At 49.9% G+C, this 18,473-nt stretch carries 19 protein-coding genes; 3 read left to right on the top strand and 16 right to left on the bottom strand.

Translation table 11 applies throughout. The features are described from left to right. Positions 1-231 precede the first annotated feature (231 nt). The 13 genes from HQN88_RS30195 to HQN88_RS30135 all read right to left on the bottom strand — a co-directional run bounded on the left by HQN88_RS30195 (position 232) and on the right by HQN88_RS30135 (position 10,170). Entirely contained in the window at positions 232-669 is a 438-nt protein-coding gene (locus HQN88_RS30195; RefSeq protein WP_246320538.1) for a rhodanese-like domain-containing protein, read from the bottom strand. A gap of 92 nt (positions 670-761) precedes the next feature. After that, positions 762-1,649, bottom strand: a complete 888-nt coding sequence (locus HQN88_RS30190; RefSeq protein WP_173119295.1) for a LysR family transcriptional regulator — start codon at positions 1,647-1,649, stop codon at positions 762-764. 91 nt (positions 1,650-1,740) lie between these two features. Beyond that, on the bottom strand, positions 1,741-2,868 hold the full coding sequence (locus tag HQN88_RS30185) for a hypothetical protein (protein WP_173119294.1): 1,128 nt from the start codon (positions 2,866-2,868) through the stop codon (positions 1,741-1,743). Between the two features lie 3 nt (positions 2,869-2,871). Next, entirely contained in the window at positions 2,872-3,426 is a 555-nt protein-coding gene (locus HQN88_RS30180; RefSeq protein WP_173119293.1) for a hypothetical protein, read from the bottom strand. Between the two features lie 185 nt (positions 3,427-3,611). Next, positions 3,612-4,808, bottom strand: a complete 1,197-nt coding sequence (locus tag HQN88_RS30175; RefSeq protein ID WP_274319218.1) for an MFS transporter — start codon at positions 4,806-4,808, stop codon at positions 3,612-3,614. A 242-nt stretch (positions 4,809-5,050) separates the two neighbouring features. Next, positions 5,051-5,314, bottom strand: a complete 264-nt coding sequence (locus HQN88_RS30170; protein WP_420794168.1) for a GyrI-like domain-containing protein — start codon at positions 5,312-5,314, stop codon at positions 5,051-5,053. Further along, complete coding sequence (locus tag HQN88_RS30165; RefSeq protein WP_173119291.1) at positions 5,314-5,553, bottom strand: hypothetical protein; 240 nt, start codon at positions 5,551-5,553, stop codon at positions 5,314-5,316. The genes HQN88_RS30170 and HQN88_RS30165 overlap by 1 nt, the downstream gene beginning before the upstream one ends. 64 nt (positions 5,554-5,617) lie before the next feature. Continuing rightward, on the bottom strand, positions 5,618-6,571 hold the full coding sequence (locus tag HQN88_RS30160; RefSeq protein ID WP_173119290.1) for a helix-turn-helix transcriptional regulator: 954 nt from the start codon (positions 6,569-6,571) through the stop codon (positions 5,618-5,620). 212 nt (positions 6,572-6,783) lie between these two features. Further along, on the bottom strand, positions 6,784-7,242 hold the full coding sequence (locus tag HQN88_RS30155) for a hypothetical protein (protein ID WP_173119289.1): 459 nt from the start codon (positions 7,240-7,242) through the stop codon (positions 6,784-6,786). Positions 7,243-7,244: 2 nt separating this feature from the next. Further along, positions 7,245-8,024: an SDR family NAD(P)-dependent oxidoreductase gene (locus HQN88_RS30150; protein ID WP_173119288.1), complete on the bottom strand. Its 780-nt coding sequence runs from the start codon at positions 8,022-8,024 to the stop codon at positions 7,245-7,247. A gap of 135 nt (positions 8,025-8,159) precedes the next feature. Further along, positions 8,160-8,585, bottom strand: coding sequence for a MarR family winged helix-turn-helix transcriptional regulator (locus tag HQN88_RS30145; protein WP_173119287.1), 426 nt, complete (start codon positions 8,583-8,585; stop codon positions 8,160-8,162). 246 nt (positions 8,586-8,831) lie between these two features. Beyond that, positions 8,832-9,668 (bottom strand): sulfurtransferase, encoded by an 837-nt coding sequence (locus HQN88_RS30140; RefSeq protein ID WP_173119286.1) that lies wholly within the window; start codon positions 9,666-9,668, stop codon positions 8,832-8,834. Between the two features lie 28 nt (positions 9,669-9,696). After that, positions 9,697-10,170 carry a GNAT family N-acetyltransferase gene (locus tag HQN88_RS30135; RefSeq protein WP_056622098.1) on the bottom strand — a complete coding sequence of 158 codons (474 nt, stop codon included), beginning with the start codon at positions 10,168-10,170 and terminating at the stop codon, positions 9,697-9,699. Between the two features lie 522 nt (positions 10,171-10,692). Between HQN88_RS30135 and HQN88_RS30130 the strand changes: the two genes are divergently transcribed. Further along, positions 10,693-11,226, top strand: a complete 534-nt coding sequence (locus tag HQN88_RS30130) for a GNAT family N-acetyltransferase (RefSeq protein WP_173119285.1) — start codon at positions 10,693-10,695, stop codon at positions 11,224-11,226. On the opposite strand, the gene HQN88_RS30125 is transcribed toward HQN88_RS30130, so the two are convergent. The 3 genes from HQN88_RS30125 to HQN88_RS30115 all read right to left on the bottom strand — a co-directional run bounded on the left by HQN88_RS30125 (position 11,210) and on the right by HQN88_RS30115 (position 13,753). Further along, entirely contained in the window at positions 11,210-11,515 is a 306-nt protein-coding gene (locus HQN88_RS30125; RefSeq protein WP_274319207.1) for a 4a-hydroxytetrahydrobiopterin dehydratase, read from the bottom strand. The genes HQN88_RS30130 and HQN88_RS30125 overlap by 17 nt on opposite strands. Before the next feature lie 93 nt (positions 11,516-11,608). Next, on the bottom strand, positions 11,609-13,420 hold the full coding sequence (gene recQ, locus HQN88_RS30120) for a DNA helicase RecQ (protein WP_173119284.1): 1,812 nt from the start codon (positions 13,418-13,420) through the stop codon (positions 11,609-11,611). A gap of 39 nt (positions 13,421-13,459) precedes the next feature. Next, positions 13,460-13,753 (bottom strand): hypothetical protein, encoded by a 294-nt coding sequence (locus tag HQN88_RS30115; RefSeq protein ID WP_173119283.1) that lies wholly within the window; start codon positions 13,751-13,753, stop codon positions 13,460-13,462. 194 nt (positions 13,754-13,947) lie between these two features. On the opposite strand from HQN88_RS30115, the gene HQN88_RS30110 reads away from it, so the two are divergent. Together HQN88_RS30110 and HQN88_RS30105 are read left to right on the top strand one after the other, a co-directional pair. Beyond that, positions 13,948-15,546, top strand: a complete 1,599-nt coding sequence (locus HQN88_RS30110) for an SWIM zinc finger family protein (protein ID WP_173119282.1) — start codon at positions 13,948-13,950, stop codon at positions 15,544-15,546. Beyond that, positions 15,534-18,410, top strand: a complete 2,877-nt coding sequence (locus tag HQN88_RS30105; RefSeq protein ID WP_173119281.1) for a DEAD/DEAH box helicase — start codon at positions 15,534-15,536, stop codon at positions 18,408-18,410. Before HQN88_RS30110 ends, HQN88_RS30105 begins: the two co-directional genes overlap by 13 nt. Positions 18,411-18,473 lie beyond the last annotated feature (63 nt).

Raw genomic sequence — 18,473 nt, 5'->3', positions numbered from 1 at the left:
CCGTAAAAGAATCCATGGTTCTTTGGGCTATGTCTCGCCGGATCGATTTGAAGAACTTTACTACAAAAGCGTTAGTTAACTTCTCTTATTAGGTGTCTACTTTCTTGACAGAGGTCCAAAAATCCAGTTATATTGCGGAAAGCAGGCTACTTCCTCATCGGTCATTAACGAAAACCAAGGCTATTTCAAAAAGTCTAAATTGACTTTAGAGACAGCCTCTTTTCGTTATTTTCACCCGATTAAAGGTGCTGATTGGCCAAGCGTTCCCTCTACCTCATTCCCTTCCTTCCGCCAGTACTCCATTCCACCGAGCATCTCTTTCACCTTAAACCCAAGGCCTGAGAGGCGAGCAGCCCCCTTCGTGCCGCCATTGCAAGCTGGCCCCCAGCAGTAGACGACGATCGTCTGATCTTTCGAAAAGGAAGCCGTCGTTTCGACGCTAATCTGGTTGGAAGGCAGGTTAATCGCACCGGGAACATGGCATTCTCCGTAGGCTTTTGCGCTGCGAACATCGATGAGCAGGAAATCATTGTAGCCATGCTGCATATCGTAACGCACATCCGCAACGTCCGTCTCTACCGAAAGCTTATTCATAAAATGCTGGTGCGTATGCTCCGGTGATGAGGCTGGCGTTTCTAGAACGAGCGATTGGGTTGTTTGAATGGTCATTAGGGTTACCTCCAGTGGGGTTGTCGATTTCTTAATGTTACTGTAACACAGCCCCAAACACTGAAGTTATCGATAGTTATTGAACCTATACTTCAATCATTTCGATAGTTGGCCCCGCCGAGCAGCTCTAGAAAGCCTAGATAGGCTTTTGATTTCCATTTTTTCTTAGCGATAATCAATTGTGTGTAGAACTTACACGCCGGATCAACGAAGGGGATCGCGACGATCTGACCTTTGCGGATTTCCTCAGCCACCGTAATTCGGGGCAACAGCGCAATGCCTAGTCCGTAGGTTACGCACTGCTTAATTGCTTCCAGATTACCGAATTCGTAAGATAACTTGTAGCTTACTTGATTTCCTTTCAACACCGTAAGCAGCATCGATCTGTACGTACAGCCATCCTCGGTCAGGATCAGAGATTCATTCTGCAGATCACCCACGTGAACTTCACGTTGCCCAGCTAATTTATGATCAGGACTAGCAATGATGACAAGTGGTTCTTCTCGCAAAATACGGCTATCTAGCTCTGGATCCGTAAATGGCGGGTCCAGAATGATCCCGATGTCCAGAACACCTTCTTTCACCGCTTCAATAATGAATGGTTCATTTCCCGGTTGAATGACAATGTTAACATCCGGGTAATCGCGGCGATACGCCTGTAAATACGGAGGTAGATAGAATGCCGCTAGCGTCTCAATCGTCCCAATCGTGAGCGTCCCTTTGGATTGCTGGGATACGACTTCCTTAGACTCCTCATGCAACCTATTAATCTCATTCGCATATTGCAGGAGTGCTTCTCCAGCCATCGTTAACTTCATAGTCCGTCCAAAACGTTCTAAGAGAACAGCCCCGTAGGATTCTTCAAGCTTCTGAATTTGGGCAGTAATGCTTGACTGAGCGTAACCTAGCGTTTCCGCGGCCCGCGTGAAACTTCCCCACTTCGCCACTTCGCGAAAGGTTTTCAAATAGGTCATTTCCATAGGTGTTACCGCTCCTTTCCCATCAACTCAACTATTCTTAGAATACTCCAAAAAACGCCCTCTCACCATCCGGCGGGAGAACGCTTTTCACTTATGAATACAATGTCATCTTCCGTCGACGATGGAGGAAGGATTTGATGCACCTGTACATGTAAAATGCCAACAGAGACATCTCAAGTCCCCAAATGATATAAATCGATGTATCACTTACTTCAATCTGCAAATAGTCAAAGTCCGCAAACTGCTTTCTGACGAATTGGTCCGCCACCATCTGAGCCACATGATCCACGATCGGCACAAAATCCTTACCATACCCCTGCTCCGTCATATAATCCTGAACCTCAAGCTTAAGCATATCCACTTCACTCCATGAGAACGCATAGACCCAATTCATAGAGCCATCCGAAGCCGGGCTAAAACTCACGATAAAATCATTCTTATTCCCGTTCCTCCACTTATCCTGGAGGGCGTAGCCATATTCTTGCGGCAGATCCATCCCCATGTTCACAAAAATGAGATTGACCTGCTTCCACGACTTCGTCTCCCCAGGTTGATCAGGGTCGGGCACTGCTTTGTTGAGCTCCGTATTCCAGGCTGCCAACGCCGCCAACGCTCTGGGCTTGTTCGGCACGTCACCCACAATGCGATCAACATGGAGCACCTCCGAGACGGAGCTCGGGTATCCCGGCAGTTCAGGATAATCTTTCAGATCAATGGCATTATGTTTAAAAAGGCTGTAAGAACTTCTCACCTTATTCACATACAGGTGTACGGAGGCCGAAGGTGTTCCGAGTGGATAATATTTGGCCAACTCTGCTGTGGAATTGGGGGAGCGATTCGTGAATGTAGTTCTGCCATCCATGGATGCATCGACCTCAAACCATCCGTTGTCCGAGGTTTTAATCTTGTTTATCTCCTTATGATGCTCGAAGTGCCCTGGCCTTTTGGTACACCTCCTGCGCCCATCGTCGTCAGTCGAGCATTCTTCCTTGCCCGGAATCCACTCATCCCACTCTTCGATATGTTCCACGTCTGTTACATGCCCAGACCAGACCTCTGTATCAACCGTCCGTAGATAGAAATCACCGGCTACCACACTTGCGAATAAGATTGCTGCGATTAGCGATGCCAAGACATACCGCCACCATTTGCGGGCCGTCACAAGCTCGATAACAAAACCAACAATCAGAACGAGAAAGAACGCCGCCCAATACGCCATCTGCTACCTCAGCTTCACTTCGTTATCTTTGCCTGTTTGATACGCATCGCTTGTACGGTCTGAGGTAATAATGAATTTCTCCGCGTCCATGGTTTCGAAATGGAAAATCGCATTCATCAGCACATGCTTTCGAATATGTGTGTTATACTCACGGACCTGATCGGCAATTTTCTTCTGATTGCGGTCGAATTCGGTCCGCGCCGATGATACTTCATTTTGCAGCTTCGTATACAACGTACTGCTCATTTGCGGGTTCTGCTCTTGGATCGTTTGGAAAAGAGCTTGTGTATTCGTATACCTACCTGCAATGAGGTCGGTATATACCTTTTTGATATCGTCTGCTTGCATGTCGGTGACTTGCGCCATCTCCTTGAATCGTTTCCACATGTTATCATAGTTGGACTTATTCGCAACGTGCTGCGACTTGATCTGCTCCTCTAGCGAAATCGCCGTCCCTCGTTGCCCCCATACAACGGCTGCTGTGATAATCGCAATTAGCACCAGTATGCCAATAAAACCAAGACAACCCACCATGAGAATCCCACTCTTGTTCCTCATCTATATGCCCCTCTGCCTATTTATTCCATCTAATTCTCTTATTCTAGCATATCGAGGCGACAACATAGATCAAATTTCTACAAAATTTGTTGTTTGAGGTTGAAAATTCACGTAGCAAAAAAACACCGCTCCTTTGTAGCAAGCTACATAAGCTACGGTGCGTTTTTGGAAATAGGAGGACTCTCTCAGCTTTCTGATAGAGATCGTAACCGCCGCAGAGAGGGAAACAGGTACATCCATAAGCCTGCAACAGCGAGTGTTCCTATCCCCCCAACAAGTGCTGCTGGAGCTGCGCCAATGAAGCCAGCCACCATGCCTGATTCGAATTCGCCAAGTTGATTCGACGTCCCGATAAAGAGAGAGTTCACAGCGTTGACCCTGCCTCGCATCTCGTCTGGCGTTTGTAGCTGAACAAGGGAAGACCTGATTACGACACTGACTACGTCCGAAGCGCCAACGAAGAATAACGCGAATAACGACACCAATAAATTCGTCGAAACAGCGAAAAGCATCGTTGCAAGTCCAAAGACAGCGAGTGCCCCGAACAGCTTCAGTCCGACTGATTTTTTAAGTGGAAAATAGGCTAGCACGATCGACATCAACAAGGCGCCAATCGCCGGTGAGGTTCGCATAAGTCCAAGTCCAACAGGCCCCGTATGCAAAATATCCTGCGCAAAGATAGGCAAAAGCGCTGTCGCTCCACCTAATAGCACGGCAAAAAGATCCAGCGAAATCGTTCCGAGAATGATCGGTTTCTGATAGATAAAAGACAAACCCATGAAGACAGAGCGCATTGTGACAGGCTCAAACTTACGTTCGATAGGCTCCATGCGAATGAAGAACGTAAGAATACCAGCGCCGAACAGCGTGATAGCTGCTGTACTGTATACGAGCGTAGGTCCAATTGCGAACAGTAATCCGCCTAGCGATGGACCTAAAATTTGAGACGTCTGCCCCACAGATGTGCTCCAGGCGATGGCTTGCTGCAAGATTGCTTTGGGAACCAACTGTGGCAGCAACGCGGCGGAAGAAGGCCCTTCAAAGGCACGGCAAGCCCCCAGAATGGCAGCTGCTACCAGAATTTCCTCGCGGCCCAGCCAGCCATGAAGATTGCCAAACAGTAGCAGTGCTGCAATCAATGCTTCGATGATCTGACAGATAAAGACAATCTTCCGCCGGTCGAACCGATCTGCAACCTGCCCAACAACGAACGTAAGCAGCACCATCGGCACAAATTGGGCAAGGCCCACGAAGCCGAGGCTGAATGCATCATGCGTTAAGTCATACATCTGCCATCCGATCGCGACGGAAAGCATTTGGAACGAGGTAGATGAAAACATGCGCGAAATCCAGAAGTTGTTGAATGATCGGTGACTCAGCACTGAATCTTTGGATGTTGAAAGCAAGTAGCCCACGCCCTTTATCGAAGAGTAATCGAATCACATAGAGGTTGGGCTGTCCCTTCTCAATGGATATATAATTTATTATACGACTACTGTCGGACAAGTTGAAACGCTTTAATAAAAACAATAGCTGAAATGGCAATGAAAAACGAAAACAACAAGGATAGCAAAAAAAGCGTACAGCTCCTACTTGCTGTACGCCAAGCACCCATCCAAATTATTTACTTTATGGCAATATATATGTCCACTTGTCCATCGTTGGGATCGATATTCGGGGGATAATACTCAAAATCGCCTGTGAACACCCGATGATTGCCAGGCTGTCGCGACCATTGCCAAATGTCGGTCCAAGCCCGCTGCACCATTTCTATAATCGGCCCTCGCTCTGTAACGAATACGGCGTATTGGGAAGCCGGCACTGTAAAGGTCGAAACGGACCCCAGAAGTTGATCCTGCTTAACTTCCTTTATATGTACACCGACCATTACTTCATAGGATCCTGCATCGCCTTGCTCATAGTTGAAATAACAGCTGTATTGGTAGGCTGGTGTACAGAGTGGCTTAAATGTTCAGCAATATGTTGGGAGTGGAATTGTTCAAAAAGTCCAACAATCTTGCCTGCTCCGCTGAACTCGGCTTCATTCGTCGTAATGGCGCTTACTCCTGCCAGCGTGAAAGAGGGAAGTTCCTCGATACGCGCAGGAACTAATCGTTTATGCATCATCCGTAATCATTCTCCTTTTCGTTGAATGATCTTAGTATAAAACACCTAACATGACAGCTATCTGTCATGTTACTTTTCCATTTCGATATAGGTTTGCAATTTGTTCTGCGCGACTAGCGATGATCTCACGCAGATGGGGAGGCTCAAGCAACTCTGCATGGTGGCCGAAGCTGAGAATGAAGCGATACAACCATTCATCTTCCTGATATGCCTTCTTCACTTGCCAGCTGCCGTCCTCTAGAGGCAACAGTTCTTCAATGCCAAACCATTCCTCCGCCAAATAACGAGAGTCCGCACGAAAGCGCAGTACGAATTCTGTCACCCTAGACGTGTCGACCGGGTTCTGATCTGTAGTGTTCTCTGGTTCTGGAAACTCTCTCCAAGTGAATCTTCTCTCCGTGGCAATCTCCAGCTCTTTCATTCTCTTTAGCTTGAACAGCCGAAACTGTTCCTTCGCCTGACAATAGGCTCTCAGGTACCATTGCTTGCCTTTCATTATGAGCATATGTGGCTCTACAATCCGATGTGATACTACACCATCAGCATTGGAATAAGTGAATTCAGCTATTCGGTAACTATCAATCGCTTCTTTTAGCAACTGTAGTTTAGGTTGCAACTTCTCGTTTCCGTCCCATGGGGAATAGTCGAACACAACACGGCTAGCTTTATGCTGGAACTCTTCGGCGTATGTAGGCGGAACAACGCTATTGATTTTCTCCATGAGATGTAGATTTTTCTCGTTGCCATATGTGGTGGAAATGCTGCGCAATGCGATGACGATGGCAGCGAGTTCGTCGTTGGTAAGTATGTTGCGGTCCAAGCGGTAACCATCCGCCAGCCCGATGCCCCCGTTCATCCCCTGATATGTGATAACAGGAATGCCAGCCGCATTAATGGCTTCGATATCCCGATATATCGTCCTTATGGATACCTCGAACCGCTCCGCGAGTTCCTTGGCCTGCACCATGCGGCGATTCAGCAGCAAAATAATAATGGCTAATAATCTTTCCAACTTCATAAATAAGTACCCTCCATCGCTACAAATGGGCAAGAGCAAGTTTATTGAATAATTTCCCATTAACTACAAAGTGACTATACCATGCTCTTGGGGCCATGCACAGAAGTAGTGAACCTTCTTACTGACTAGACACATAAAAAATACATCGCCAGGGTACATGGACCACAAAGCGACGTATGTTTATAGGCATAGGGTTATTCTTCTATTCGTTCTTACTCCTCACCCTTGGCAATCGGGTTATCTTCCCGACTGATCCATTCGCTCCAACTCAATTCCATGCCAGCCACCCCGACTATACGGTCATCCTCATGGGCAAGATGCTGGAATGCAGATGGCAGACTGTCTAAGAATTTTAATTGAATCGACCCATGCCGCTGCACTTCTCTAACTGTCGCAGTCTCTTTAATGACTTCGGGAAGCACGACAACAATCCATCGCAAGTGCTTATGTTCGAGGATCGGCAAAGCTTTTAACATCGAATCTAGAGTGGCGACTGTCCTTTCGGCGATAATCCGATTATGAATCAGAAGGTGAAAGGGCTGCGTCGCCTCTTGCAAAGCCATGTGCGCATCCGTTGCGATATCCCGGAAATCCTCCATCGTTACCACCGGTTCATAATGCGTCAACGCCAAAATATGATTTTGCACCAGCCAGCCTGCTTTATAACGCATGCTTAACCTCCTTTGTTATGTGGTCTGATATATTGTCGACTATATGCCCATAGCGCCTCGGCTTCTTGGCCTTCGGGCAAAGGAACGTGGAAACGCATGGGGCGATCCTGCTTCCAATGTACCCCCGAATGATTCTCCAAGATCAACCGACCTAGATACGCACTACCTTTGGCTATCGGCTGGCCGAATATTCGAGACAACAATCTGAACAGCAATGGCGCCTCGTGGAACAAATTCGTTCGAACCATTCCCGGATAGCAAGTATGCACGCGTAACTGCGGATATCGCTTGGCGAGCTCAGAAGCATAGAGATCGACTGCAAGCGCTGCCTTCATAGCTGCCTTCAGACCGGCTTGAGGTTCAGCCCAGGCGGTTGAAACATTCTTGTGGACGCCATTACCCCCTACCATAGCGATGCATCCGCCGGGTACAATCTTGTTCTGCTGAAGAAGCATCTCCGATAACGCGAATTTACTCAAATAGTTTGTTGCGAAAGTCGTCTCTAACCCTTCATTGGTCAGCCGGACCTCTTTGTCGGTACATATTCCTCCCGCACACAGCGCTAACGCATGAATCGGACCTTCGATCTGTTCCGCTAATCGACGTACATCCGACATCTTAGACAAATCTGCATAGAAGTAGTCCGCCCCTAGCTCGGCGGCAATCTTTGCGCCTTGAGTTCGATTTCGACCGACGATCGTCACCTTCCAACCGCGTTCAGCGGCTAAGCGCGCCGTCCCGTACCCGATTCCGCTTGTTCCTCCAGTAACTACAATTCGCATATTAACCCCCCATTTTAGTTAGGATCCTATCTATATGACAAACTTTTTTCATCTTTGTCCTTATTTACTCACCTTTGCACTCACCTCCTCTCAGATTGTTAGGATCCTAGCTATTAATGAAGGCTAAAGCCCCTATTAATAATATTCCTTATCCCCTAGGTTCTTGGCCACTCGTTGCAGCCACTGCCCCAATAAATCTCTCTCGGCTTGCGTGAACCCTTTAAGCATCTCGTTCTCGAATTCCAGAATAAGATCCACCAGCTTACCGAACACCTCGTTGCCCTGCTGCGTGAGCGTCACAACATTAGCCCTTCCGTCTGTATCGCTAGGCTTACGAGAGATGTATGACCGAGCTTCCAGCTTATCTAATATTCCTGTCAACGTCGCGGATGTAATCCCGCTATGATGCTGGAGCTTCTGCTGCTCCAACCCTCCGGATTGAGCCAAATAGCCCAGGATTTCGAATTGCGAAGTCGTCAGATTGAACGTGCTTAACCGCACGTCAAGCTCTTTGCGCATAATAATATAGGTTCTTTTCAAGTAAAGGACGGATTGAGACATGCTGTATGGCTCCATTCTGAGATCGTGTCAATATAATTAGCATCCTAATTATAAATCAGAAATTTCCAGTACGTCAACCAACTTCTATTCATAAGTCAGCATAGCGGCAATCGAACCGATGGACTAACGTGCACGCTGCAAATCGGGTGTATGTGATTGTGAATTGATGAAGATATAAATAATACATCGCCAGGGCGCATGCGCGTCATAGCGATGTATTATTTGAGAAAGTCCTGCTATCTGCTCTTACTCCTCACCCTTGGCAATCGGGTTATCTTCCCACGAGATCCAATCGCTCCAGCTACCGCTGTACAGCTTCACGTTGTCGAAGCCCGCTTCGCTGAGGCCCAGCACGTTCGGGCACGCCGTCACGCCCGAGCCGCAATAGACGATGATTTCATCAGCGTCACGCAGTGCGGCGAAGTGCTGCTCCTGCTCCGCAGCTGACAACCAAGCGCCGTTCTCGCCGAGAACGCCTTTCCAGAAGAAGTTGCGTGCGCCCGGGATGTGGCCAGCCACCGCATCGATCGGCTCTTCCAAGCCGAGGTAGCGGCGCTCCTCGCGCGAATCAACCAGCACGGTGCCTGGGCGGCCGAGCTTGTCCTTCACTTCATCCATGCTCGCTAGCATGGAGCGGTGCACCTTCGGTGAGAAGGTGCGCGGGAATACCGCAGGCACTTCAGCCGTGACTGGGTAACCCGCTGACTTCCACGCGGTGTACCCTTGATCCAATACGTATACCTCGGAGTGGCCGAGGAATTTCAGCATCCACCACAGGCGCGATGCCATAGCTCCGCCTTGATCGTCGTAAGCAACGACGGTCTTCGTACCGTCAATGCCGAGACTGCCGACGAGGATCGAGAACGCACCGAGATCCGGAAGCGGATGTCGGCCGCCGTGCGCCATAATGGCACCGGATAGGTCCTTCTCCAAATCGACATACACCGCTCCTTCAATATGATCCTGCCCATACTGTTCACGGCCTGATTCAGGCTTACCAAGTGCAAAACGACAATCCGCGATGACGATATTTGCATCCCCTAATTGCCCAAGCAACCACGACTGACTTACGATATTTTCCATGGTTTCTGCCACCTTCCCCTACCTACAGTTAATCTCCCATCCCACTTGTGGGATTAGCGGAGTACGATTGCCAATTGCTTCGATCTCCACCCATTTTATCGTAAAATGCTTGCGCGCGTAAGTTATCTGGTGCGGTTGTCCAAGTTAAATTTGCATATCCGTGTCTGGCTGAGTACCCTTTGCAGGCAGCGAACAGCTTTGCCGCCGCGCCCTGTCCACGTTCGGCTTCAACAACATACAAATCGTTCATGACCGCAATTTTGGAGGCACGCAGCGTACTGAAAGTGAAATATAACGTCGCAAAGCCGACTAACGCCCCCTCCTCCGTTTCAGCAACAAATTGAATGCCAATCTTCTGTTCGAGCAATTCATGAATCAAAGCGTTCAGCTTCTCATCCTCCGGTTGTCGGTACTGATAAAAATCCACAATATAAGCGAGCATTAAAGTTTTGAGCTGGGGGATATCGGACATAACGGCTTCACGAATGGTCACTTGTGTCATCACGGGTGCCCTCCTTAATCTTCATATGGTATGGTATAAATAAAAGTGATGTCATTTTAGTCAAATAGAACAATGGACAATAAATATCGAAAAATGATAATCGTGCATCACTTTAGTGGTACATCAAAATTAACATAAGCACTCACAAATGTCTTATCCCCTCTAAAATCGAGGCATCTCCTCAAATAAGACCACGAAACATGCTTACTCGCTGCATAACTTTACTTTCAGCGTGCATTAGCCAAAAATAAGACAAGATAGCTTGCTTAAGCAAGCATATCAAGGGCTATTTGAAGAAATAAGCCCTCTCAGATGTCTTATCCGTCATCTTGCACTACATAATGGCACTCAAACAGGGTTCGGCATACAGGTATGCATAGTTTACCCAAAATAAACGGCTACGCCGTCCTTCTAGGACGGGAGCGTTTATGGAGAAATATAGCCAAATTATGATGTGAACTAATAAATTCTTATATTTAAATGAAACATCAAATTCTTACCTATAGAAAGGTTGCCCCATATATGCCTCAACCTATTACCTTAACCTTACCTTGGCGCATGGTTCCGCTAACGGAAACGGCTTGTCAGGAGCTTTGCACGTGGAGCTATCCGGCTCCCTACGACATTTATAATTGGCCCTCCTGGGCCAAGATGCTCCACAACCAATCCGAATTCGCTGATCCACAAATCAGGGATGAACAATATTGCGGGGTAGTCGATATCAACGGCAAGCTAACCGGTTTCGTTCAGTTCTTCCCGATCGTCGGCGTCACCCGGCTAGGCCTAGGGCTTCGTCCTGATCTTTGTGGTAAAGGCGGGGGTAGCAGCGGCGGATTGGGCACGCAATTCGTTCAACGCCTTGTGGCAGAAAGCCAACAAAGAGCCCCCGAGCAAGAAATCGACCTCGAGGTACTCGTCTGGAACGAGCGAGCTATTCGCGCCTACCAGCGTGCTGGCTTCACCATCATGGATACGTACGAGAAGTGGACGCCAACCGGAACGGCTGACTTCCACTGTATGGTCTACACAGGTCCAAACATTAATTTAACGCTGTAACATCCACATAAGCCTGATCAAACTTCGCAGCAGTCGAGAAATCGAGCTCGGTCAAGCCTCCGGCGCTCCACGAGGTCAGGCGCAGCGTTACCATTTTATAATCAATGGCAATCATGGGGTGGTGGTTCACCGCTTCCGAGATGCGAGCGACGTCACCCACGAAGGCGATTCCCTGCATGAAAAACTTGAATCGGTATTTCCGTACGATCCACTTGCTATCCTCAGCCTCTAGAACCCAAGTCCCTAGCTCAGCAAGCCGCTCATCCACAATTACTCTTGCTAGCTTCACTCTCACCCTCACCTTTCACCCTCTCACCGCTCGTTCAACGACGCTACTGGGGATGCGACTTCTGGGATTGTTATAGGATTGGGTACCTGCCCCTTACTCGTAATCATAGGCAACCACGCCCATATCGCTCTCTCCCGCATACGTGCGAAGAAGCTCCAGAAATGGCTTCCCGTAATTGCGGTATTTCACCTCACCGACCCCTTTGATGCGCAGCATCGCGGCTTCTGTTGTCGGACAGCTCTCACTCATCTCACGCAGCGTACTGTCGGCGAAAATAATATAAGGCGGCACCTTCTCACGCGCAGCCATTTCACGACGCAGCAATCGCAGCTGCTCGAACAACGTATTGTCCATCGCGGCGACAGCGCGAACGGGTTCCCTCCGCACCTTTTGATTCACGGGCAGCTTGCCCTGAAGCACTTCCGCAGCAGGCTGCATCAATCGAACAACCGGGTATTGACCCTCGGACAGCTGCAAGAAACCTTCCGAAATCAGCACATTGATCAATTCAGCGATCTCTTTTTCAGGCAAATTGCTCATAATCCCGTGTGTCGGCAGACGATCGAATCGATAGTCCATAATTTTCTTCGCCTTAGAGCCCTTAAGCACCGAAGCCACCATGGAAATCCCAAAGCGCTCGTTCATGCGGCGGATGCAGGAGAAAATCTTCTGCGCCTCGACCGTAATGTCGACGGTGTCCCGATCGTCCTTGCAGGAACTGCAGTTTCCGCACGTGTCTTTAATATTTTGCTCATCAAAATAATGTAAAATAGCATTCCGCAAACAACGCGGCGAATAGCAGTAGTCAATCATGGTTTGGAGCTTCTTATACTCGTTCGCTTTACGCTCAGGCGAGAGCTGGTTCTGCTCGATCAGGAACTTCTGCGTCAAAATATCCTGCGCACTGAACAGCAGAATACACTCACTTGGCTCGCCATCACGCCCCGCACGGCCGGCTTCCTGGTAATAAGCTTCCATATTTTTCGGCATATTGTAGTGAATCACGTATCGGACGTTGGATTTATCGATCCCCATCCCGAAAGCGTTCGTCGCGATCATCACGCGAATATCATCGTAGAGAAACGCCTCCTGCATGTAGGAGCGCTCATCATCAGACATGCCGGCATGATACTTGCCTGCGGCGAAGCCTTTTTTGCGCAACGTTTCGTACAAATCCTCAACATCCTTACGCGTCGCAGCGTAGATAATGCCGGGCTGATGCGTATGTTCCTTCACATAGTTCTGTATGTAATCCCGCTTCTTCTCTCCGCGAAGAATGGTTAGCTCCAAATTGTCACGCGAGAATCCGTTGATGAATATCCCTGCGGCATCCAAGTCCAACAGCCTCGCAATGTCTGCTGTCACTTCAGCAGTAGCCGTTGCCGTGAATGCAGCCACAATCGGCCGATTCGGCAGCTGACGAATGAACGGAGCAATCGAGACGTAGCTCGGACGGAAATCATGTCCCCACTGCGAAACACAGTGTGCCTCGTCAATCGCAACCAAAGGCAGATTCAATGCTGCCATCCTGGCACGAAACCGCTCCGACTCTAGGCGCTCAGGCGCAATATAAAGCAACTTATATTTGCCTTGCATAGCCCCCTGCATGCGCTGTTCCACTTCTCTCGCTTCCAACGTACTATTAATGAATGTGGCAGGAACACCGAGCGCGCCAAGCGCATCCACCTGGTCCTTCATCAAAGAAATAAGAGGGGAAATGACTAATGTCACTCCCTCCATCAGCAGGGCTGGCACTTGATAACAGATCGATTTCCCGCCGCCTGTCGGCATGATGCCCAGCGTATCTTTCCCTTCGAGAAGGTTCGTAATGATATTTTTCTGGCCTTCCCGAAACTCCGGGTACCCGTAAACCTGTTGTAGAACCTTTCTTGCGCCATCTAACATAGCTTTTTTACACCTTTCTATCGCACAGTTCTGCCTGTTTTAGACCAAATAAATAACGGATACGAGCTTCTCGCCATCATGCACCTTGAGCACGTGATTACCCGCATCATGCTTAACTGAGCCTGCGCCAACCTGCATCACCGGTGAACTGCCTAGTCCGTAGAATATATCATCAGCCAGCGTACGCAGGCATTCTTCCTTTTCACTTGCGTCCAGCTCCTGCCAGTCTTCTGCATTCATCTCCAGCAGCTCGTAGAAACCATTCACCATTTCGATCCCACGTACAAAATCAGTAACAATATCCTTATATTCACGACCAAATTTAATACCCACTCGCGCAGTCTCCCTTCAAGAAGCATTTCATCTAGCTTCACTTTATCATATTCTAGGTAAGAATGCAGGGTTAACCCCTTTCGGCACGGATTAAAAATATCACCTTTGGCATAAACTGTGGAAATGGGCAATTTCGGAAAAAATCTGTTACTATGGAAGAAGGAATGCGCCGCTCGGAGGGTAGGAACGATCACATGTTGAAACTTCAAATTCCCAAAAATCGAATGAACTACCTCATTAAGCAAATCCCGCTTCACTTCGACGCCATCCGTCTGGAGCAAGGTTGGGAGTATTATCATAAAGGCCGCGTGACCGAGGTTGATCTCAAAGGGCTTAGTGTTCTGGCCACCGTCACAAGCAAGCAAGTCCATAAGGTAGAAGTTCATTTAGAAAATTTCGCTGCCAGTACCTGCACATGCTCCTTTGAGGGCTTCTGTCAGCATATTGGGGCTACGTTTTTCAGCCTATACGCCGCTTATGGTCGTGCCGAGCTAGTCTTACAGCAGCTAAAACAGCAAATCCATACACGGAAGAAACCAGCCCGCAGTGCTGCTGCTTCCGTTATACAGGAACGCAAAGCGGCCGCACAGGCGAATGTGCCTTTGGAAGAGAGTATGCCGAGTGATTGGCATCGTTTTTTTGAAGGAAAGTTTCACGGCTTCTCCATCTCGCATCAACATTCCATAGAAACCTTCTATGAGTCCGCCTTGGAGTCGCTGCCGCCTTATGCAGCCAATTGGCGCGATACAATGCGCGAGCTGTATATGTTCCACATTGTGCTGTTCATGATGCGGAAGATCGAACAATTTTATCAAGAAACGAAAAGCTCTTACCTAAGCTACTATCATGAAAATGGCTGCAAAATTTCCGCCAAAAACTGTGAAGATAAGCTTGTCGAATTCGTCGGACGCATGGATGTGAACCGCTCTTTCCTGGCGGAACCTAAGATATGGTTATCCACGATGAAAATGGTCGGAGAATCCGCCCTGCAAGGCAAGGACAGTCCAGTTGATTGGCTGTTCGTCTATCGGTTCATCTGGTGGAAACTGACCGATCAACCTAGCGCACAGAAAGAGGAAGTCACACGTCTGGACGGTCTTTTGGCCAAGAAGGAACTGCTTCCGAAGAAAAAGGATACGTTACTTGCGGCTAGGGCGCATTTTGACATTATGCAGGGGCATACCGAGCAAGCCTTCGAACGGCTTGGGCAGCTCGCTAATCCGCATGCGAAGGATTTCTTCCTTTATTTAAATAAATTCGCGAGCGATGGACAGTGGGACCACATGCTGGTCTGGCTGCGCTGGCTGTTCCCTTCGATAACGAATGCGAATCATGATGATTTCCGTACGTTCTGCCAATATTGGTTAGATACGACGAAGCATCTAGCCAACGATAGCGAATGGGTACAGGTGATGGAGTCCCTACTCCCACGTTCCTACTACTATTACACCGCTTATTTGCTACAAACGAAACGGTACCGTCAATGGGTGGATTTGCAGTTGGCGAATCGGATTTCACCTTTGAATTTGTATGGAATGGAGCTTAAAGCGATCGAAGAGCACGACTCCGCGCTACTCCTTCCGATCTATCATCAAGCAGCCGAACGGGCTGTTCTGGAGAAAAATAGAGCTTCTTACAAGACAGCAGTCCGCCTATTGAAGAAGCTGCACAGCATCTATAAACACATCGGCCAGGATGACCGCTGGGAGCACTATATTTACCGCTTAGCGGATAAGTTCTCACGTTTGCGTGCTTTCCAAGAAGAGCTCAAGAAAGGAAAATGGATTCGATGATCGAAACCAGCGCGCTGACCGTTCACGTTAGTTCCTTACCTAACGGGTCATTATTTCTATGGGGTTCCCGTGAAAACGGCGGTATTTGGGATGCACTTGATTTAAAACATATGCTATTCGCCTGGCATCGCGCCTCCTTCTTCGGCACCTTCATGGAACCGAGTGAATGGCAGAATCGGGAAGGCATTGAACTGCTGCCGCTTGAAGCGCTCGATTATTTCAGCGAACCGCAGCCTGTTCAGCACTTACAATTGAAGTGGCATGCGTCTTCCGCTGATGTCATTGCACTGGCTCCTGCTATTCGCGAGTCACTTGCGACAGGCCGCTTCATGCCGGACTACGAGAAATGGAAGTCCGGCGAAATCGGTTGGAAGCTGCAGCTGCCGGAAGAGCTGCAATTGCTTGAGACGCCAGCGATCTCACGCTGGATACATGCCTTGATTCCGGAATGGGTCGATGCCGACGGGATCATGAAAGACAATTTACGCAAGCTCGAAGCTGCGTATCCGTTAATGCGGCGCGGCGATGTCAGCGCAGAGGTGTGGTTGGACGAGGAAGACTGGCTCGTCAGCATTGGCTGGCGTCAGGACCGGACGCCGATGCGCACGTGCCTGCAGCTCGTCGAGCCGGACCTGGCGCACGGCGCGGGCTGGCAGCTGCGCGTGCTGCTGCAGGACCGGCTGGCGCCGGAGGTGCTGCGCACCGTAACGACCGTCGGCGAGCCGGTCGCGGGGGAACAGCCACTGCCGGAGGCGTGGCTGCCTGAGATTGCCCGTGTCGAGCGCGACACGGCGAAGTGGGTCCGCATCCTGCCGTGGCTGGATGCGGGTGAAGGTGTCCTCCGTCAGTCGGTGACGGAGGAGGAGGCTTGGCGCTTCCTCGCAGAGGGAAGCGTCCGACTGGTTGAGGCAGGAACGAGCGTGTTCCTGCCGGCGTGGTGGGATCGCATCCGCAAGATGCGGCCGAAGCTGCGCGCGAAGATCAAGTCTTCCGTCGGTTCTGGACGGGAGACGATGTTCGGGCTGACCCAGCTGATGCAGTTCGACTGGAAGCTGGCTGTTGGGGATTTGGAGCTGACGGAAGAGGAGTTCCGTCAGCTGCTGGAGGAGAAGCGCAAGCTGATCCAGATTCGCGGCAACTGGATTCAACTCGACCCCAAATTCATGGCACAGGTCGAGCAGATTATGAAGCAAGTGCACAAGAAGCAGGGGCTTTCGTTCCGCGATGTGCTGGAGCTGCATTTTGCCGGTGACGCAGGCGGCTTGCTGCCTGCCGAGGATGATCCTGATGCAATGCGCTACCTCGACATGGAGGTCGAGCTGAACGAACAGCTGCGCCACATGATCGAACAGCTGACGCAGACCTCGGCGATTCCGACGATGGAGCCGCCGCCTAGCTTTCATGGCTCCCTTCGCCACTACCAAGTGGATGGTATCTCGTGGCTGTTGTTCTTACGCAGATTCGGTCTAGGCGGCTGCTTAGCCGATGATATGGGTCTCGGGAAAACGATCCAATGGATCACGTACTTGCTCACGGTCAAAGAGACCGAGCAGCCAGATACACCATCGTTGTTGGTTTGTCCAACCTCCGTGCTGGGCAACTGGCAGATGGAGCTGAAACGATTTGCGCCTTCGTTGCGCGTCCATCTTCACTATGGACCCCAGCGGTTAAAAGGTCCTGCCTTTGCTGAGAAAATCGTTGGCAAATATGATCTCGTCTTAACGTCTTACACGCTTTCCCATTTGGATGAGAGTGAACTGGGCGCTATTGCTTGGAACTCGATCTGTTTGGACGAAGCTCAAAATATCAAGAACGCCTATACCAAGCAAGCTACGGCGATTCGCCGCTTGAACGGGTTCCATCGCATTGCGTTGACGGGAACGCCGATCGAGAATCGTCTGACCGAGCTATGGTCGATCTTCGATTTCGCGAATCCTGGCTACCTCGGCACCGTGCGCGAGTTCACGACTCGCTATGTGAACGCCATCGAGAAGACGCGCGATGAGGCGACGATTGGCAAGGTTCAGAAGCTGATTCGCCCGTTCTTACTTCGGCGCGAGAAGAAGGATCCGGCTATTCAGCTGGATCTGCCAGAGAAGAACGAGTCCAAAACGTTCATCTCACTCACCGCAGAGCAAGGCTCGTTATACGAAAACTACATCCAGGATATGTTCGATCGCCTGGATAAGCTTTCTGCGATGGAGCGGCGCGGCCTCATCCTCGCTGCATTGACGAAGCTCAAGCAGGTATGTAACCACCCTGCTTTGCTGCTCAAGGAAGGACTTGGCGCCCCGTGGAGCGGACGCTCCAACAAGCTTGAGCGCTTGCTCGAGATGGTGCAGGAGCTGCGCCAAGAAGGCGACAAATGCTTGATCTTCACGCAATTTGTCGAGACCGGCAACCTGCTGCAGCATGTGCTTCAGCAGGAGCTCGGCGAAAAAGTATTGTTCCTGCACGGCGGAACATCCAAGAATGGGCGCGATGAGATGATCGCGCACTTTCAAGACAATGAGGAGCAGCCGGTCGAGGAGCAGCGAAATGTGTTCATTCTTTCGCTGAAGGCCGGCGGCATTGGGCTCAACCTGACGGCGGCGAATCATGTGTTCCATTACGATCGCTGGTGGAATCCCGCCGTCGAGAATCAGGCGACGGACCGCGCCTTCCGGATCGGCCAGACGCGTCACGTGCAGGTGCACAAGTTCGTGACGCTTGGCACGCTGGAGGAGCGCATCGACGAGATGATCGAGCGCAAACTCGGCCTCAGCCAGCAGATCGTAGGCTCTGGCGAGAACTGGATCACCGAGCTGTCGACTGACGAGCTGCGCGATCTGTTCTCGCTCCGCCGCGAATGGGTGGAAGCGTAACAAAGACTTCGGAGTTTTGAGGCTTCGAAGTCCCAATCTCCTGTTCGAGGCTCAACATTGCTA

Source organism: Paenibacillus qinlingensis, assembly GCF_013204845.1.
Classification (GTDB): Bacteria; Bacillota; Bacilli; order Paenibacillales; family NBRC-103111; genus Paenibacillus_E; species Paenibacillus_E qinlingensis.
This window is presented reverse-complemented; position numbering and strand designations above follow the sequence as displayed.

Bases quoted from the DNA above. Each gene is read 5' to 3' on its own strand.
- HQN88_RS30195 (WP_246320538.1), bottom strand. From the start codon at position 669: ATGACCATTCAAACAACCCAATCGCTCGTTCTAGAAACGCCAGCCTCA.
- HQN88_RS30190 (WP_173119295.1), bottom strand. From the start codon at position 1,649: ATGGAAATGACCTATTTGAAAACCTTTCGCGAAGTGGCGAAGTGGGGA.
- HQN88_RS30185 (WP_173119294.1), bottom strand. From the start codon at position 2,868: ATGGCGTATTGGGCGGCGTTCTTTCTCGTTCTGATTGTTGGTTTTGTT.
- HQN88_RS30180 (WP_173119293.1), bottom strand. From the start codon at position 3,426: ATGAGGAACAAGAGTGGGATTCTCATGGTGGGTTGTCTTGGTTTTATT.
- HQN88_RS30170 (WP_420794168.1), bottom strand. From the start codon at position 5,314: ATGGTCGGTGTACATATAAAGGAAGTTAAGCAGGATCAACTTCTGGGG.
- HQN88_RS30165 (WP_173119291.1), bottom strand. From the start codon at position 5,553: ATGATGCATAAACGATTAGTTCCTGCGCGTATCGAGGAACTTCCCTCT.
- HQN88_RS30160 (WP_173119290.1), bottom strand. From the start codon at position 6,571: ATGAAGTTGGAAAGATTATTAGCCATTATTATTTTGCTGCTGAATCGC.
- HQN88_RS30155 (WP_173119289.1), bottom strand. From the start codon at position 7,242: ATGCGTTATAAAGCAGGCTGGCTGGTGCAAAATCATATTTTGGCGTTG.
- HQN88_RS30150 (WP_173119288.1), bottom strand. From the start codon at position 8,024: ATGCGAATTGTAGTTACTGGAGGAACAAGCGGAATCGGGTACGGGACG.
- HQN88_RS30145 (WP_173119287.1), bottom strand. From the start codon at position 8,585: ATGTCTCAATCCGTCCTTTACTTGAAAAGAACCTATATTATTATGCGC.
- HQN88_RS30140 (WP_173119286.1), bottom strand. From the start codon at position 9,668: ATGGAAAATATCGTAAGTCAGTCGTGGTTGCTTGGGCAATTAGGGGAT.
- HQN88_RS30135 (WP_056622098.1), bottom strand. From the start codon at position 10,170: ATGACACAAGTGACCATTCGTGAAGCCGTTATGTCCGATATCCCCCAG.
- HQN88_RS30130 (WP_173119285.1), top strand. From the start codon at position 10,693: ATGCCTCAACCTATTACCTTAACCTTACCTTGGCGCATGGTTCCGCTA.
- recQ (WP_173119284.1), bottom strand. From the start codon at position 13,420: ATGTTAGATGGCGCAAGAAAGGTTCTACAACAGGTTTACGGGTACCCG.
- HQN88_RS30110 (WP_173119282.1), top strand. From the start codon at position 13,948: ATGTTGAAACTTCAAATTCCCAAAAATCGAATGAACTACCTCATTAAG.
- HQN88_RS30105 (WP_173119281.1), top strand. From the start codon at position 15,534: ATGGATTCGATGATCGAAACCAGCGCGCTGACCGTTCACGTTAGTTCC.